Below are 15,566 nucleotides of genomic sequence, written 5' to 3'. Positions count from 1 at the left end.
GGCATTGAGCCGGGCGCGGAAATTTATCAGGAGCCCAGACGGTAGTTCGGGGACTCTTTGGTGATCGTCACGTCGTGAACGTGGCTCTCCTGGATACCCGCACCGCTGATGCGTACGAATTCCGCTTTGGTACGCAGCAGGTCAATGGTACCACAGCCGGTCAGACCCATACAGGAGCGCAGGCCGCCCATCTGCTGGTGAATGATCTCTTTCAGGCGGCCTTTATACGCCACGCGGCCTTCGATACCTTCCGGCACCAGTTTGTCTGCGGCGTTATCGGTCTGGAAGTAACGGTCGGAGGAACCTTTGGACATCGCGCCCAGGGAGCCCATACCGCGGTAGGATTTATAAGAACGCCCCTGGTAGAGTTCGATTTCACCCGGGGATTCTTCGGTACCGGCCAGCATGGAGCCCACCATCACGGCTGCGGCACCTGCGGCGATCGCTTTGGCGATGTCGCCAGAGAAACGGATACCGCCGTCCGCGATTACCGGAATACCGGTACCTTCCAGCGCTTCAACCGCGTCAGAAACCGCCGTGATCTGCGGCACGCCTACGCCGGTGACGATACGGGTGGTACAGATAGAGCCAGGACCGATACCCACTTTCACCGCGCTGCAACCCGCTTCCGCCAGCGCGCGAGCGCCTGCGCCGGTTGCCACGTTACCGCCGATGATCTGGAGATCCGGGTACTTAGCACGGGTTTCACGAATACGTTGCAGAACGCCTTCGGAGTGGCCGTGGGAGGAGTCAATCAGCAGCACGTCAACGCCCGCAGCAACCAGCGCGTCAACGCGCTCTTCGTTACCCGCGCCTGCGCCAACCGCAGCGCCGACGCGCAGACGGCCATGCTCGTCTTTACAGGCGTTCGGTTTACGTTCTGCTTTCTGGAAATCTTTAACGGTGATCATGCCGCGCAGGTGGAAGTTCGCGTCCACAACCAGCGCTTTCTCAACGCGTTTTTCGTGCATTTTCGCCAGCACCACGTCGCGGGTTTCGCCTTCACGCACGGTCACCAGACGCTCTTTTGGCGTCATGTAGACGCTGACAGGCTGGTTCAGGTCAGTCACGAAACGCACGTCACGACCGGTAATGATGCCGACCAGTTCGTTGTCTTCAGTGACTACCGGATAGCCTGCAAAGCCGTTACGCTCGGTCAGGGCTTTCACTTCGTGCAGCGTGGTGGTTGGCAGAACGGTCTGAGGATCGGACACGATACCGGATTCATGTTTCTTCACGCGGCGAACTTCTTCCGCCTGACGCTCGATAGACATGTTTTTGTGGATAAAGCCAATGCCGCCTTCCTGTGCCAAGGCGATAGCCAGACGCGCTTCAGTCACGGTGTCCATTGCTGCGGAGAGCATAGGAATGTTCAGACGAATGGTTTTCGTCAACTGCGTGCTGAGGTCGGCAGTATTCGGCAGAACGGTGGAGTGAGCGGGAACGAGGAGGACGTCGTCAAACGTCAGTGCTTCTTTAGCGATACGTAGCATGGGCAATATCTCTGACCTGGGTGGTTAAATATTGCCGTTGCATTATACAGAGCGTAACCGATTGCATCCACACTTTTTTGAAAAAAATGCTTGCGCTCACCTCTCAGCAGGTTACTATCGACTGAATAACTTGCTGATTTAGAATTTGATCCCGCTCACATGTTATCCTCTCAATCCCCCTCAATTTATACTGTCAGCCGCCTTAATCAGACGGTGCGTTTGCTGCTTGAGCAGGAAATGGGACAGGTCTGGATCAGCGGTGAAATCTCTAACTTCACGCAGCCTGCTTCCGGTCACTGGTACTTTACGCTGAAAGACGACACCGCTCAGGTGCGCTGCGCGATGTTCCGCAACAGCAACCGTCGCGTGACGTTCCGTCCTCAGCATGGCCAGCAGGTTCTGGTTCGCGCCAACATTACCCTGTATGAGCCGCGCGGCGATTATCAGATTATCGTCGAGAGCATGCAGCCCGCGGGCGAAGGCTTGTTGCAGCAGAAGTACGAGCAGCTAAAAGCCATGCTTTCGGCTGAGGGGTTGTTTGACCAGCAGTTTAAAAAGCCCCTGCCCTCACCTGCCCACTGCGTTGGGGTTATCACCTCGAAAACCGGTGCGGCCCTGCACGATATTTTGCACGTCCTGAAGCGCCGTGACCCTTCCCTGCCCGTCATTATCTACCCGACCGCCGTTCAGGGTGACGATGCGCCGGGGCAGATCGTGCGCGCCATTGAGCTGGCGAATGCGCGTCAGGAGTGTGATGTCCTGATCGTCGGGCGCGGCGGCGGCTCGCTGGAAGACCTGTGGAGTTTTAACGACGAGCGCGTGGCGCGGGCAATCTTTGCCAGCCTTATCCCGGTGGTAAGCGCCGTCGGTCACGAAACGGATGTGACGATTGCCGATTTTGTCGCGGATTTACGCGCGCCCACGCCGTCCGCGGCGGCAGAGGTGGTCAGCCGTAACCAGCAGGAGCTGCTGCGTCAGATCCAGAACGGGCAGCAGCGCCTGGAGATGGCGATGGACTACTTCCTCGCCAACCGTACCCGCCGCTTTACCCAGCTTCATCATCGTCTGCAACAGCAGCACCCGCAATTGCGTCTGGCGCGTCAGCAAACCGTGCTGGAACGTCTGCGTCAGCGGATGAACTTCGCGCTGGATAACCAGCTTAAGCGGGCGGTATCGCGCCAGCAGCGCACGACGCAGCGTCTGAACCAGCAGAATCCGCAGCCGAAGATTTATCGCGCACAAACGCGGATCCAGCAGCTTGAGTATCGCCTCGCGGAAAATATCCGCTCACGCCTGAGCACCACCCGCGAGCGTTTTGGCAATGCGGTCACCCATCTGGAAGCCGTCAGCCCGCTCTCCACGCTGGCCCGCGGCTATAGTGTGACCACCGCGACGGACGGCAAAGTGCTGAAGCAGACGAAACAGGTCAAAGCCGGGGATGTACTCACCACCCGGCTTTCTGACGGCTGGGTCGAGAGTGAGGTGAAAGAGATCAAACCGATGAAAAAAACGCGCCAGCGTAAAAGCGGATAAATCTTCGCCGGTTACAAACTATACTGCTGCTATTGCCTTTTTTAATAAGGAGAGCAGCATGCCCCATCTACATAGCGTCATCCCTCCGTATATTCTTCGTCGTATTATCGAAAGCGGGTCAGAGCCCCAGCAGCGCTGCGCCCGTCAGACATTAACCCATGTGCAAACCCTGATGGCGCATATGCCGGGTAAGCCCGCCGCGCCGCACGTCAATAAAGCCGGTCAGCTTGAGCGTGACATCTACGATGCGAAACAGACCCAGGAGCTGCCGGGAACCCAGGTGCGCTATGAAGGCCAGCCCTCCAACGGCGATGTGGCGGTGGATGAAGCGTACGATTATTTGGGTATCACCCATGATTTCTTCTGGAAAGAATATCAGCGCGATTCGCTCGATAACAAAGGGCTGATCCTCACCGGCACCGTGCACTATGGCCGGGAATATCAGAACGCCTTCTGGAACGGCCAGCAGATGGTCTTTGGCGATGGCGACGGGGAAATCTTCAACCGTTTCACCATTGCCATCGACGTAGTGGCGCATGAGCTGAGCCACGGTGTGACGGAGACCGAAGCCGGGCTCATCTACTTTGAACAATCGGGCGCGCTGAACGAGTCATTATCCGACGTGTTTGGCTCGCTGGTGAAGCAATACCATCTTAAGCAAACCGCCGATCGGGCAGACTGGCTGATTGGCGAGGGGCTGCTGGCGGAGGGCATCAACGGGAAAGGGCTACGTTCCATGTCTGAACCCGGTACCGCCTACGACGATCCCCTCCTCGGTAAAGACCCGCAGCCCGCGCACATGAAAGATTTCATCAAAACGCGCGAGGATAACGGCGGCGTACACCTGAACTCCGGCATCCCCAACCGGGCGTTTTACCTGGCCGCAACGGCGATCGGTGGTTACGCCTGGGAAAAAGCGGGTTATGCCTGGTACGACACGGTTTGCGATCGCAACCTGGCGCAGGATGCGGATTTTGACGCTTTCGCAAAACTGACGATCGCCCACGGCGAGAAGCGCTCCGGTAGCGACGTTGGGGCGGCCATTAAACAAGCCTGGGAACAGGTGGGAGTACTGTAATGCAGGTACCGGAACTGACGGATGACGCCGTGGTTGAGCTGGCCCGGGAAGGCGGCGTCGCCTTTATTCCTAAGCTGAGCGGTCAGCGCACGATCGCCCTCTCCACGCTCAACGAGGCGCAGCGTCAGCGCGTGGTGAATATTCTGGAACAGGCTATCCCGCGCGGACAGCCACCGGGCCAGGCGTCGTCTCCGGGCAGCGGCGATCAGCGCTATTTTCGCATTCAGATAATCTGGACCCGGCACAATCAGGCGCAGTATACCGATATTATTGTGCTGGTTCCGGAGCAGGAAGCGCCGGAATCGCTGATCGAGCTATGGCAAAAAGGAGAAGGCTGCGTGTGCGATTAAGCCCCAGCCCTGACGAACTCGACGCGTTTTTTTGAGATCAGCCCGTGGCCGTTCTGACAGAAGTAGTCCACCGCGCCGCAGGCCTTGAGTACCTGAAGCGGCTGATGGCAGTCAGGGCAGCGCGCTTCAAGGGGAATATCTTTATTGCAGCTGTCGCAATGCGCGATACCGTTTTGCGGCTCGAGCGCTGCGTGGCAATCCGGACAGGTAATCGACATGCTCTCTCCTGTTGAGTTGAGCCGGGGCAGGATAACTGCCCCGGCAGGCTGAATAGTATCAGGCTTCGGTAGCCGGTTTAGTCTGCGCATTTTCCAGCATGCGGCGCACCGGAATAATGAGGACGATCAGCACCGCAGCACAAATCAGCAGCGCAATGGAGCAACGGGCAAAGAGGTCTGGCAGCATATCCAGCTGGTCGGCCTTCACATGGCCACCAATCAGCCCCGCAGCCAGGTTACCCAGCGCACTGGCGCAGAACCACAGGCCCATCATCTGACCGCGCATTCTTTCCGGCGCCAGCAGGGTCATGGTCGCCAGACCAATCGGACTCAGGCACAGTTCCCCGAGCGTCAGCATCAGGATACTTCCCACCAGCCAGAACGGAGAAACCCCTGCCCCACCGTTGTTCAGCACGTTCTGCGCCGCCAGCATCATCAGGCCAAAGCCCGCCGCTGCACACAGAATACCGATCACGAACTTGGTGATGCTGCTCGGACGAATGTTTTTGCTCGCCAGCTTCGGCCATGCCCAGCTAAATACCGGGGCCAGCAGAATGATGAACAGGGCATTAATCGACTGGAACCACACCGCCGGGATCTCAAAATCACCGATCATGCGGTTAGTGTAGTCGTTGGCGAACAGGTTGAAGGAGGTTGGCTTCTGCTCGAACGCGGACCAGAAGAACGCGGCGGAGACCAGCAGAATAAAGCACACCAGCAGCCTTGCGCGCTCTTTGCGATTCAGCCCGGCGAAGATGAACAGGTAGATGAAGTAGAGCGCGACGGAGGCGGCAATCACATACACCAGCACGCTGGCGACCGCGACCGGATTAATCACAATCACGCCCTGGGCAATCAACGTTACGATAATTGCAACACCCACAGCCAGCGCCAGCAGCCAGGCGCCCACGCCGTTACGCTTCACTACCGGACTGTTCCAGGTGGAGTCCAGACCGACTTCGCTGTCGTAGCGCTTCATGGCCGGAACGGCAAACACGCGGAAGATGATCAGGGCGACCAGCATCCCGATACCGCCGATACCAAAGCCCCAGTGCCAGCCGTGGGTTTTAATCAGCCAGCCGGAAATCAGAGGGGCAATGAACGAGCCCATGTTGATGCCCATATAGAACAGCGAGAAACCGCCGTCACGACGCGCATCGCCCTTTTTGTACAGTGTCCCCACCATGACCGAGATACAGGTCTTGAACAGGCCGGAGCCGAGCACGATGAACATCAGGCCGATGAAGAACAGGTTGTCGCCCATGATGGCCGACAGGGCGATCGACAGGTGCCCGAGCGCAATCAAAATCGAACCGTACCAGACGGCCCGCTGCTGGCCGAGCCAGTTATCCGCCAGCCAGCCGCCCGGCAGCGCGGCGAGGTACATGGTGCCCGCGAAGATGCCGACAATCGCCGAGGCGTTTTCACGCGCCAGGCCCATTCCGCCGTCATACACGGTGGCGGCCATAAACAGGATCAGTAGCGGGCGAATACCGTAAAACGAGAAACGCTCCCACATCTCGGTGAAGAACAGCGAACCGAGCGGATAAGGATGGCCGAAGAAGGTTCGGCTCTCTTTTTGATTAACAGAGGATTGCATAATTCTCCCGAAAGGTATGTGTCGTGCTTGTAAACACCAGCATGTACGCCGAACGGTTACGTATCCGATCGATTTTTTACATGCGGCGAAATGTTGGTTAACCATTTGATAACCAGGCGCTAGTTTTGTCTAGTACCGAACCCTGGACTTTAAGACGAAAATTCGACGATTGTCTACTTTCTTAGATATAAACATGGTTAAAAGCGAATAGTGATTGACATCACACAAGGAAGGCAGGCCTTTTGAATGGGCGAAAAAAACCCGCGACAAGCGCGGGTTATAGTGAGAACGGCAAGGATTATTTGCTTTTCTTAATATGCTTAATCAAACGCTTACGCTTACGCATCTGGTTCGGCGTCAGGGTGTTGCGTTTATTCGCAAACGGGTTTTCCCCTTCCTTGAACTGAATACGGATAGGCGTACCCATCACGTCCAGCGACTTGCGGAAGTAGTTCATCAGGTAGCGTTTGTAGGAGTCCGGCAGATCCTTCACCTGGTTACCGTGGATCACCACGATAGGCGGGTTATACCCCCCGGCGTGAGCATATTTCAGCTTCACGCGACGACCGCGCACCAGCGGCGGCTGGTGGTCTTCAGCAGCCATGTTCATGATACGGGTCAGCATCGCCGTGCTCTGACGGCGGGTAGAGCTGTCATAGGCTTCACGAACGGATTCGAACAGGTTACCAACGCCGCTGCCGTGCAGGGCAGAGATGAAGTGAACGCGGGCAAAGTCGATAAAGCCCAAACGGAAGTCCAGCGTCTCTTTCACCTGCTCGCGCACTTCATTGCTCAGGCCGTCCCATTTGTTGACGACGATAACCAGTGAGCGCCCACTATTGAGGATAAAGCCGAGCAGAGAGAGATCCTGATCGGAGATACCTTCACGTGCGTCAATAACCAGCAGCACCACGTTGGCGTCTTCAATCGCCTGAAGGGTTTTGATCACCGAGAATTTCTCTACCACATCGGTGATTTTCCCGCGCTTACGCACCCCTGCGGTGTCGATAAGTACGTACTCACGTTCATCGCGCTGCATGGGAATGTAGATGCTGTCACGCGTTGTGCCTGGCATGTCGTAAACCACCACGCGCTCTTCGCCGAGAATACGGTTAGTAAGCGTAGACTTACCCACGTTTGGGCGACCCACGATAGCCAGCTTGATAGGCAGATCCTGCGGGTTGAAGTCGTCTTCTGGCTCTTCCTCGCCTTCCTCTCCGGCTTCAAACTGCGCCCAGTATTCAGCGTCCTCGTCCACCTCTTCCGGTGGGTTTACTTCATCAACCCACGGCAGCAGAACGGTTTCCAGCAGGCTGGTGACGCCACGACCATGCGAGGCCGCGATAGGATAAATATCGCCCAGGCCTAAAGACCAGAAATCCGCAATGGCCTGATCGGCATCGATGCCGTCAGTTTTGTTCGCCACCAGGAAGGTTGGCTTTTCGCGTGAACGCAGATGTTTAGCAATAGCAGAATCCGCGGGCATCAGGCCAGCGCGAGCATCCACCATAAACAGAACTACATCCGCTTCTTCGATAGCCAGCAGAGATTGCTCTGCCATGCGGGTTTCTACGCCGTCTTCCGTACCGTCAATACCCCCGGTATCGATACAGATGAACTCGCGTCCTTCCACCTCTGCACGACCGTACTTACGGTCACGCGTCAGCCCCGGGAAATCCGCAACCAGCGCATCACGGGTGCGTGTTAAACGGTTAAAAAGAGTGGATTTTCCAACGTTAGGGCGCCCGACAAGCGCGACCACAGGTACCATGTTTGAAGCCTCATAAAATTCAAAATAACGTCGCTTTCGCAGCGTTTTTAAAAATGTCAAAACGGCTCCTGAGTGAACAGGAGCCGTTTAGTATACTACAACCGCCGTGTAATTAACGCGTGATCGCGTACAGCGTGCCGTCTTTTGCCTGAATCAGCAGTTTGCCGTCAGCCACAACGGGCTCCGTCAGGAAGCCTGAACTATCCACTTTCTGCTGTGCCACGAAGCGACCATTCTCTGGATCGATCCAGTGCATATAGCCTTCGCTGTCGCCCACCACCAGGCTGCCGTTATACAGTGCCGGTGCGGTCAGCAGACGGTGCAGCAGATCGCTCTGCGTCCACAGCGTCACGCCACCTTCGGTGCTCAGCGCCAGCAGACGGTCGTTCTGATCCACCATATAAATACGGTTGCCGTCGACGATGAAATCGTTCACGGAACCCAGCTCACGTTTCCACATGATCTGGCCGCTACGCAGGTCCAGCGCCGTCAGGTTGCCGTTATACGCCAGCGCGTAAACCACACCGTCAACGATAACTGGCGTGGTGTCCACGTCACTCAGACGGTCAATTTCAGTTGAACCGGTCGCCTGGGAAATACGCTGCTGCCAGATCATCTGGCCCTGCTGCATCAGTACCGCGCTGACACGGCCGTTGTCACCGCCCACAATGGCGGCGCCAAATGCGGTCGCCGGAGCAGATTCACCACGCAGAGACAGCGCTGGCATATCCAGGTTAACCGTCCATTTTACCAGACCATCGGCTTCGTTCAGCGCCTGCAACTGGCCGTTGCTGGTATGGATCAACACCAGACCGTCGCTGACAACCGGACGCGACAAGGATTCACCGGCAACGGTGGTCTGCCATGCAACCGAACCGTCGCTGGCATTCAGCGCGTAAACCTGCGCTTTTTCGCTGCCCACATAAACGTGACCGCCGGCAACGGTCAGGCCGCCAGAAAGCAGTGCAGGTTTACGGGAGAACCAGCCATCTTTTTCCGCCAGGTTAATGGACCACACTTCTTTTCCGTCATCAGCGTTCAGCGCTTTAACGGTGCCTTTGCGATCGGCCGCATAGACAACGCCGTCAGCAAATGCCGGGTGCAGGTTGGAATAAAAATCGCCAATACCATCGCCTACGGAGGTGTCCCAGGCGGTGGATGGGGTGAACTGGTTTTCAACCGTCGGCAGCGGGGACATTTTAACAACGTCTTCTTCGCCACTGAACAGTGAACAACCACTCAATAACGTAACAGAAAGCAGTCCTGGCAGAAGTAATTTACGCAATTGCATTGGGTCCCTCTCAGACGGACAAATTATTTATTTTCATCTGCATCATTTCGCTCAGCGCAGGTGAAGCTTTACTATCCACGCCAGCTTGCCACGCTTTACGCGCGCCCGCTTTATCACCCTTACTCAGCAGTGCTTCACCGCGAAGATCGGCGACAATAGCGGCAAAGCCTTCGCCTTTGATGGTATCAAGCGTTTTCAGCGCGTCGTCGGCTTTTTTCTGCTGAACCTGGATACGCGCCAGACGCAGATTGATCACCGCTTTCAGATTATCGTCACTGGCAGCAGCGAGCCCCTGAGACAGTTGCGCAGCGGCTTTGTCCAGTTCGTTTTTATCAACATACTGCTGAGCCACTTCCAGCGCAGCCAGCGCGCCGTAGGTGTTTTTGTTGTCAGCGGCAAATTTCTCCGCAGCCGTCAGCGTTTGCGGCTGATCGGCACGGATTGCGCTAACGGTATTTTCGTAGTTCAGGGACGAACCGCGAGCAGAGTCAGCCTGATGATTGTTCCAGTAACGCCAGCCTACCAGCGCACCAACACCTAAAATAACCCCTACAACCAGTGCCTTGCCGTTTTCAGCAAAGAAGCGTTTAACCGCATCAACCTGGTCGTGTTCGTTCTCGTAAATTTCCACGCAGTCCTTCTCCTTAGCCCAATAGAGTGCGCAAGTGCGCCGCAACGCCATCCTGCGTTACCGTAGTTTGCTCACCAGAGCGCAGGTCTTTTACCACCACTTCGCCGTTGGCCACTTCGGACTCACCCAGCACCAGTGCGATACTTGCGCCCCACTTATCGGCACGAGCAAACTGTTTTTTAAAGTTGCCGCCGCCGTGGTTGGTCATCAGCTTAACGTCCGGCAGCGCATCGCGCACGCGTTCGGCAAGCTGCATCGCCGCAGACTGCGTATCCGCACCTGAGGCCACCAGGTATATATCGACAACAGGATCGGCTTTAAATTCCGGATTAACTGCCTGAACCAGCAAAACAAGTCGCTCAAGGCCCATCGCGAAGCCTACAGCCGGTGCTGCGCGACCACCCAGTTGTTCGACCAGACCGTCATAACGACCGCCGGCACAGACGGTGCCCTGCGAACCGAGGCTGGTGGTGACCCACTCAAATACGGTGCGGTTGTAGTAGTCCAGACCGCGCACCAGACGCTGGTTAACGGTATAAGCAATGCCCGCCGCTTCAAGCAGCTTGCACAGGCCGGCAAAGTGTTCGCGGGAATCCTCATCCAGGTAGTCACCCAGCGCTGGCGCATCGTTCAGCAGCGCCTGTACGTCAGGATTTTTGGAATCGAGTACGCGCAGCGGGTTGCTGTACATACGACGCTTACAGTCTTCGTCGAGCTTCTCTTTGTGCTGTTCCAGGAACGCCACCAGCGCATCGCGATAATTCGCACGCGCTTCCAGAGAACCGATAGAGTTCAGCTCCAGGGAAACGTGCTCAGAAATACCGAGCGCACGCCACCAGCGGGCAGTCAGCATAATCAGTTCGGCATCGATATCGGGTCCTTGCAGACCAAACACTTCCACGCCAAGCTGGTTGAACTGACGGTAGCGGCCTTTTTGCGGACGTTCGTGGCGGAACATCGGGCCGATATACCACAGGCGCTGCTCCTGATTGTACAGGAGACCATGTTCGATGCCGGCGCGTACGCAACCCGCCGTCCCCTCAGGACGCAGGGTCAGGCTGTCGCCGTTGCGGTCCTCAAAGGTATACATCTCTTTTTCAACCACGTCGGTCACTTCGCCGATCGCGCGTTTGAATAACGGGGTCTGCTCTACAATCGGCAAACGAATTTCGCTGTAACCGTAGCTGCCGAGCACCTGCTTCAGTGTGCCTTCAATGCGCTGCCAGATGGCGGTTTCGCCAGGCAGATAATCGTTCATGCCGCGGATGGCTTGAATGTTTTTTGCCACGTTTATTCTCTTTCTATATACAAAAAAGAACCCAAAGAATGGGTTCAATCATACATGGGAAGCAGCCTGCTTCCCATCACGTTATTTTTCAACCTGCTGAACGCTGATGCGCTGCGCTTCGTCCATCATCGTCGCTTTTGCACGAATGCGGGCTTCGAGCTGGTCGATCATGTCACTATTATCCAGACGATCTTTACGAACGCCATCTTCATAGAGACCACTTTTCTTGTTACCGCCGGTCACGCCCAGCGTGGACACCAGCGCTTCACCCGGACCGTTCACCACGCAGCCGATGATGGAAACGTCCATCGGGGTGATGATGTCTTCCAGACGCTGCTCCAGGGCATTCACGGTGCCGATCACGTCAAACTCCTGACGTGAACAGGTTGGGCAGGCGATGAAGTTGATCCCACGCGCGCGGATACGCAGTGATTTCAGGATGTCGAAACCGACTTTGATCTCTTCCACCGGATCGGCGGCCAGGGAGACGCGTAACGTGTCGCCGATGCCTTCAGAGAGCAGCAGGCCGAGACCAATCGCCGATTTTACCGAACCGCTGCGCAGACCACCCGCCTCGGTGATCCCCAGGTGCAGCGGCTGATCGATCTGTTTTGCCAGCAGACGATATGATTCAACGGCCAGGAAGACGTCAGACGCTTTCACGCTCACTTTGAACTGATCGAAGTTAAGGCGATCCAGATGATCGACGTGACGCATCGCGGATTCGAGCAGCGCCTGCGGCGTCGGCTCACCGTACTTTTCCTGGAGATCCTTTTCCAGAGAGCCAGCGTTCACGCCGATACGGATTGGAATGTTTTTGTCGCGGGCGCAGTCAACCACCATGCGAATGCGCTCTTCGTTGCCGATGTTGCCTGGGTTAATACGCAGGCAATCGACACCGTATTCAGCGACTTTCAGCGCGATACGGTAATCGAAGTGAATATCGGCAACCAGCGGAACGCTCACCTGCTGCTTGATCAGTTTGAACGCCTCGGCGGCGTCCATGGTCGGCACAGAGACGCGAACAATATCCGCGCCGACGCGTTCTAATGCTTTGATTTGATTGACCGTCGCTTCTACATCCGTAGTACGCGTATTGGTCATCGACTGGACGGCGATAGGTGCCCCATCGCCGATTGGCACGTTCCCAACGTAAATCCGTTTCGATTTTCTACGTTGAATAGGAGCCTGGTTATGCATGTAAAATCTCCCGCATTGCCCGTCTGTTACTGTGCTGCTGATTGTTCGGCATTAACGGTAAGACGCGCAACCTGGTTAGTTCTGATAAAGCGGCTCAGATCGACAGGTTTTCCTTGATACTGGATCTGTACCGCTGCCGGTGCGCCGATTTTAAGCTTGTAAGGTGCCTGGCCCGTTAGATTTAACGTGCCATCTTTACGTTGCAGGCCGCTGAACAGCTTTTTACCTGTCGCGTCAGTCACTTCCAGCCAGCAATCAGCCGTAAAATTCATCACCAGCGCATTCGGGTCAACGGCAGGTGCCGCCGTGCCAGCCGGGTCAGTTGGCAGTGACGCCGCGGTGTTCTCTGCCGGTGCCGTTGCCGCAGGGGCGGTATCAACATTGGCCTGAGAAGGTGATACGACCGCGTTCTGATCCTGTGTCTGGGTGGCTGGCGCGGTATTCGCCGTCGCTTCTGGCGTCGCCGCTGGCTCGGTTGCAGGCGTATTACTTGCTGCCGCCTGAGGTTCGCTGGAGGTCGCAGCCCCTTCGGTGCTCAACGGCACGCTTTGCGCGCCGTTATTACCAGACTGATTAAGCTCAGCGGAGGACTGATCGGCCATGGTGGTGATCTCTTCCTGCTGCGCTTTGTGGTTTTGCCACCACCATGCGCCCGTCAGGCCGACAACCACAAACAGGACCAGCCAGGTAAAGCTCATCAGCCAGCCATCGCGTTTTTTACGACGTTTACCCAGAGAGAAGCTCTGCATCGGCGCAACTTTTGCCGCACGCACAGGCGCCTGCTTCTCCATCATCGGCAGTAATTCGTCTTCAGGGATATGAACCAGTTTGGCGTAAGAACGGATATAACCGCGCAGAAACGTTGAAGCCAGATCGGCGGGTGCCTTATCTTCTTCAATATCGCGAACGGTGGAAACCTTCAGGCACAGGCGTTCTGCAACGGCTTGCTGGCTAAGTCCGAGTTGTTCACGGGCGTTGCGAAGACGAACGCCAGTGGAGAGTGCTGCATTTTGATCGTGAGTGGCTTCAGTATTCATTCGCTACAACTACTGGTACGTGAAAATAAGGGTTCAGGTGCCGGTGAGTCACAATGCCACCCGCACCGCGAAACTTTAGGTCAGTTAACCTGGAACAAACAGTATAAGACTGTCGGGCCGCAGATGACAGCGCTGGCAGGCCTTCACGCTAAACTGTTGTTACGTCGTTACATACTGCCCGAAAGTCGTATGAAACGCACCGTAATTATTAATCAGTCGTGATGATTGTGACTGAATATTCAGTAAATTAATGCTTCACGGCGCAAAAAATGCGCCGTGTCTGCATAATAATCAAACGGTTTTAACCGCGATTGACTCACCCTGCATACGCTTACGCAGCGTACGTTTGGTACGGTCAATAACGTCACCCGCCAGCTGACCACAGGCTGCGTCGATATCATCGCCACGCGTTTTACGTACGATGGTGGTGAAACCATACTCCATCAGCACTTTTGAGAAGCGATCGATACGGCTGTTCGAGCTACGGCCATACGGCGCGCCCGGGAACGGGTTCCATGGGATCAGGTTGATCTTACATGGCGTATCTTTCAGCAGTTCAGCCAGCTCGTGTGCATGCTCGGTACCGTCGTTAACATGATCCAGCATCACGTATTCAATGGTCACGCGGCCCTGGTTAGCGTTGGATTTCTCCAGGTAACGGCGCACGCCAGCCAGGAAGGTTTCGATATTGTACTTTTTGTTGATCGGCACAATTTCGTCACGGATGGCGTCGTTTGGCGCGTGAAGGGAGATGGCCAGCGCAACGTCAATCATGTCGCCCAGCTTGTCCAGCGCAGGCACAACGCCGGAAGTAGAGAGCGTAACGCGGCGCTTGGACAGACCAAAACCGAAATCGTCGAGCATGATTTCCATCGCCGGAACGACGTTGGTCAGGTTGAGCAGCGGTTCACCCATACCCATCATCACCACGTTGGTGATTGGACGTGTACCGGTGACTTTCGCCGCGCCCACGATTTTCGCGGCACGCCAGACCTGGCCGATGATTTCCGACACGCGCAGGTTACGGTTAAAGCCCTGCTGCGCCGTAGAGCAGAATTTGCACTCCAGCGCACAGCCCACCTGAGAAGAGACGCACAGCGTGGCGCGATCGTCTTCCGGGATATACACGGTTTCAACGCGCTGATCGCCAACGGCAATGGCCCACTTGATGGTGCCATCTGAAGAGCGCTGCTCTTCCACCACTTCCGGTGCGCGGATTTCCGCCACTTCTTTAAGCTTATTGCGCAGCACTTTGTTGATGTCCGTCATGTCATCAAAGTTGTCGCTGCAATAGTGGTACATCCATTTCATGACCTGATCGGCACGAAACGGCTTCTCGCCCATCTCTTTAAAGAACTCGCGCATCTGCTGACGGTTCAGATCCAGCAGGTTAATTTTTCCATTTTTATTGGGAACCGCAGGAATGGCGACTTCGGAGGTATTCACTAATTCAGACATAATTTTTTCCGGCCTCGTTGTTACACGTTGTGGCCCTTGGTGGGTTGAAAAGAAACGCCCCGGTAAGCAGTCTGCTCGTCCGGGGCGTTGCATTGTACAAAGTCTGGCGCAGGGATGCCACGTTTGCACGCGGCATTTACGAAATTATTAACGAGTGCGCGGGCACACTTCGCCTTCAGCGAAGAAGAACGCGATTTCACGCGCAGCAGATTCAACAGAGTCGGAACCGTGGGTGCCGTTCTCGGTGAAGCTGTCTGCGTAGTCAGCGCGCAGAGTACCTGCCAGTGCGTTGTCCGGGTTGGTTGCACCCAGCAGATCGCGGTGACGCTGTACCGCGTTTTCGCCTTCCAGTACGGATACCACGATTGGGCCAGAAGTCATGAACTCGACCAGACCGTCAAAGAATGGGCGACCTTCGTGCTCAGCGTAAAAACCGCGAGCCTGCTCAACGGTCAGGTGCAGCATTTTGGTGCCAACGATCTTAAACCCTGCTGATTCAAAGCGAGCGAAGATGCTGCCAATAACGTTTTTTGCCACCGCGTTTGGTTTGATGATGGAAAAAGTACGTTCAATAGCCATTGATAACCTCTGTAAAATGTTCTGTTGTTTTTGCATACC

General features: G+C 55.9%; 14 protein-coding genes. 3 read left to right on the top strand and 11 right to left on the bottom strand.

Annotation, left to right across the window (positions count from 1 at the left end; genetic code table 11):
- Window positions 1–26: 26 nt before the first annotated feature.
- Entirely contained in the window at window positions 27–1,493 is a 1,467-nt protein-coding gene (gene guaB / locus RHN82_RS16340) for an IMP dehydrogenase (protein WP_003860601.1), read from the bottom strand.
- 159 nt (window positions 1,494–1,652) lie between these two features.
- Here guaB and xseA point away from each other — a divergent pair, with 159 nt between their 5' ends.
- The 3 genes from xseA to RHN82_RS16325 are packed head-to-tail and all read left to right on the top strand — an operon-like array spanning window position 1,653 to window position 4,454.
- Complete coding sequence (xseA, locus tag RHN82_RS16335; protein ID WP_023314642.1) at window positions 1,653–3,026, top strand: exodeoxyribonuclease VII large subunit; 1,374 nt, start codon at window positions 1,653–1,655, stop codon at window positions 3,024–3,026.
- A 58-nt stretch (window positions 3,027–3,084) separates the two neighbouring features.
- Window positions 3,085–4,104 (top strand): M4 family metallopeptidase, encoded by a 1,020-nt coding sequence (locus tag RHN82_RS16330; protein ID WP_032609828.1) that lies wholly within the window; start codon window positions 3,085–3,087, stop codon window positions 4,102–4,104.
- Entirely contained in the window at window positions 4,104–4,454 is a 351-nt protein-coding gene (locus RHN82_RS16325; RefSeq protein ID WP_003860606.1) for a protealysin inhibitor emfourin, read from the top strand. Before RHN82_RS16330 ends, RHN82_RS16325 begins: the two co-directional genes overlap by 1 nt.
- Here the strand turns inward: RHN82_RS16325 and RHN82_RS16320 are convergent.
- From RHN82_RS16320 to ndk, 10 genes are all read right to left on the bottom strand, one after another.
- A complete protein-coding gene (locus RHN82_RS16320; protein ID WP_003860607.1) occupies window positions 4,451–4,672 on the bottom strand; it encodes a zinc ribbon domain-containing protein in 222 nt (73 codons plus the stop codon). The genes RHN82_RS16325 and RHN82_RS16320 overlap by 4 nt on opposite strands.
- 58 nt (window positions 4,673–4,730) lie before the next feature.
- Complete coding sequence (locus tag RHN82_RS16315) at window positions 4,731–6,272, bottom strand: peptide MFS transporter (protein WP_047050297.1); 1,542 nt, start codon at window positions 6,270–6,272, stop codon at window positions 4,731–4,733.
- 298 nt (window positions 6,273–6,570) lie between these two features.
- Window positions 6,571–8,043, bottom strand: coding sequence for a ribosome biogenesis GTPase Der (gene der, locus RHN82_RS16310; protein ID WP_003860611.1), 1,473 nt, complete (start codon window positions 8,041–8,043; stop codon window positions 6,571–6,573).
- A gap of 112 nt (window positions 8,044–8,155) precedes the next feature.
- Window positions 8,156–9,334, bottom strand: coding sequence for an outer membrane protein assembly factor BamB (bamB, locus tag RHN82_RS16305; RefSeq protein ID WP_017383525.1), 1,179 nt, complete (start codon window positions 9,332–9,334; stop codon window positions 8,156–8,158).
- Window positions 9,335–9,344: 10 nt separating this feature from the next.
- Window positions 9,345–9,965: a YfgM family protein gene (locus tag RHN82_RS16300; RefSeq protein WP_003860614.1), complete on the bottom strand. Its 621-nt coding sequence runs from the start codon at window positions 9,963–9,965 to the stop codon at window positions 9,345–9,347.
- A gap of 13 nt (window positions 9,966–9,978) precedes the next feature.
- Window positions 9,979–11,253 carry a histidine--tRNA ligase gene (gene hisS, locus RHN82_RS16295; RefSeq protein ID WP_022649001.1) on the bottom strand — a complete coding sequence of 425 codons (1,275 nt, stop codon included), beginning with the start codon at window positions 11,251–11,253 and terminating at the stop codon, window positions 9,979–9,981.
- A gap of 81 nt (window positions 11,254–11,334) precedes the next feature.
- Window positions 11,335–12,453 (bottom strand): flavodoxin-dependent (E)-4-hydroxy-3-methylbut-2-enyl-diphosphate synthase, encoded by a 1,119-nt coding sequence (gene ispG / locus RHN82_RS16290; protein WP_003860619.1) that lies wholly within the window; start codon window positions 12,451–12,453, stop codon window positions 11,335–11,337.
- Between the two features lie 26 nt (window positions 12,454–12,479).
- Entirely contained in the window at window positions 12,480–13,490 is a 1,011-nt protein-coding gene (gene rodZ, locus RHN82_RS16285; protein WP_047050301.1) for a cytoskeleton protein RodZ, read from the bottom strand.
- Between the two features lie 291 nt (window positions 13,491–13,781).
- A complete protein-coding gene (locus tag RHN82_RS16280) occupies window positions 13,782–14,948 on the bottom strand; it encodes a bifunctional tRNA (adenosine(37)-C2)-methyltransferase TrmG/ribosomal RNA large subunit methyltransferase RlmN (protein ID WP_003860623.1) in 1,167 nt (388 codons plus the stop codon).
- A 147-nt stretch (window positions 14,949–15,095) separates the two neighbouring features.
- Window positions 15,096–15,527 carry a nucleoside-diphosphate kinase gene (gene ndk, locus RHN82_RS16275; protein ID WP_003860625.1) on the bottom strand — a complete coding sequence of 144 codons (432 nt, stop codon included), beginning with the start codon at window positions 15,525–15,527 and terminating at the stop codon, window positions 15,096–15,098.
- Window positions 15,528–15,566 lie beyond the last annotated feature (39 nt).

It is taken from the genome of Enterobacter cloacae complex sp. EB5 (assembly GCF_031432835.1).
Classification (GTDB): Bacteria; Pseudomonadota; Gammaproteobacteria; order Enterobacterales; family Enterobacteriaceae; genus Enterobacter; species Enterobacter hormaechei_C.
Note: the sequence above shows the minus strand (reverse complement) of the source record. Positions and strands in the feature narration are given on the sequence as shown.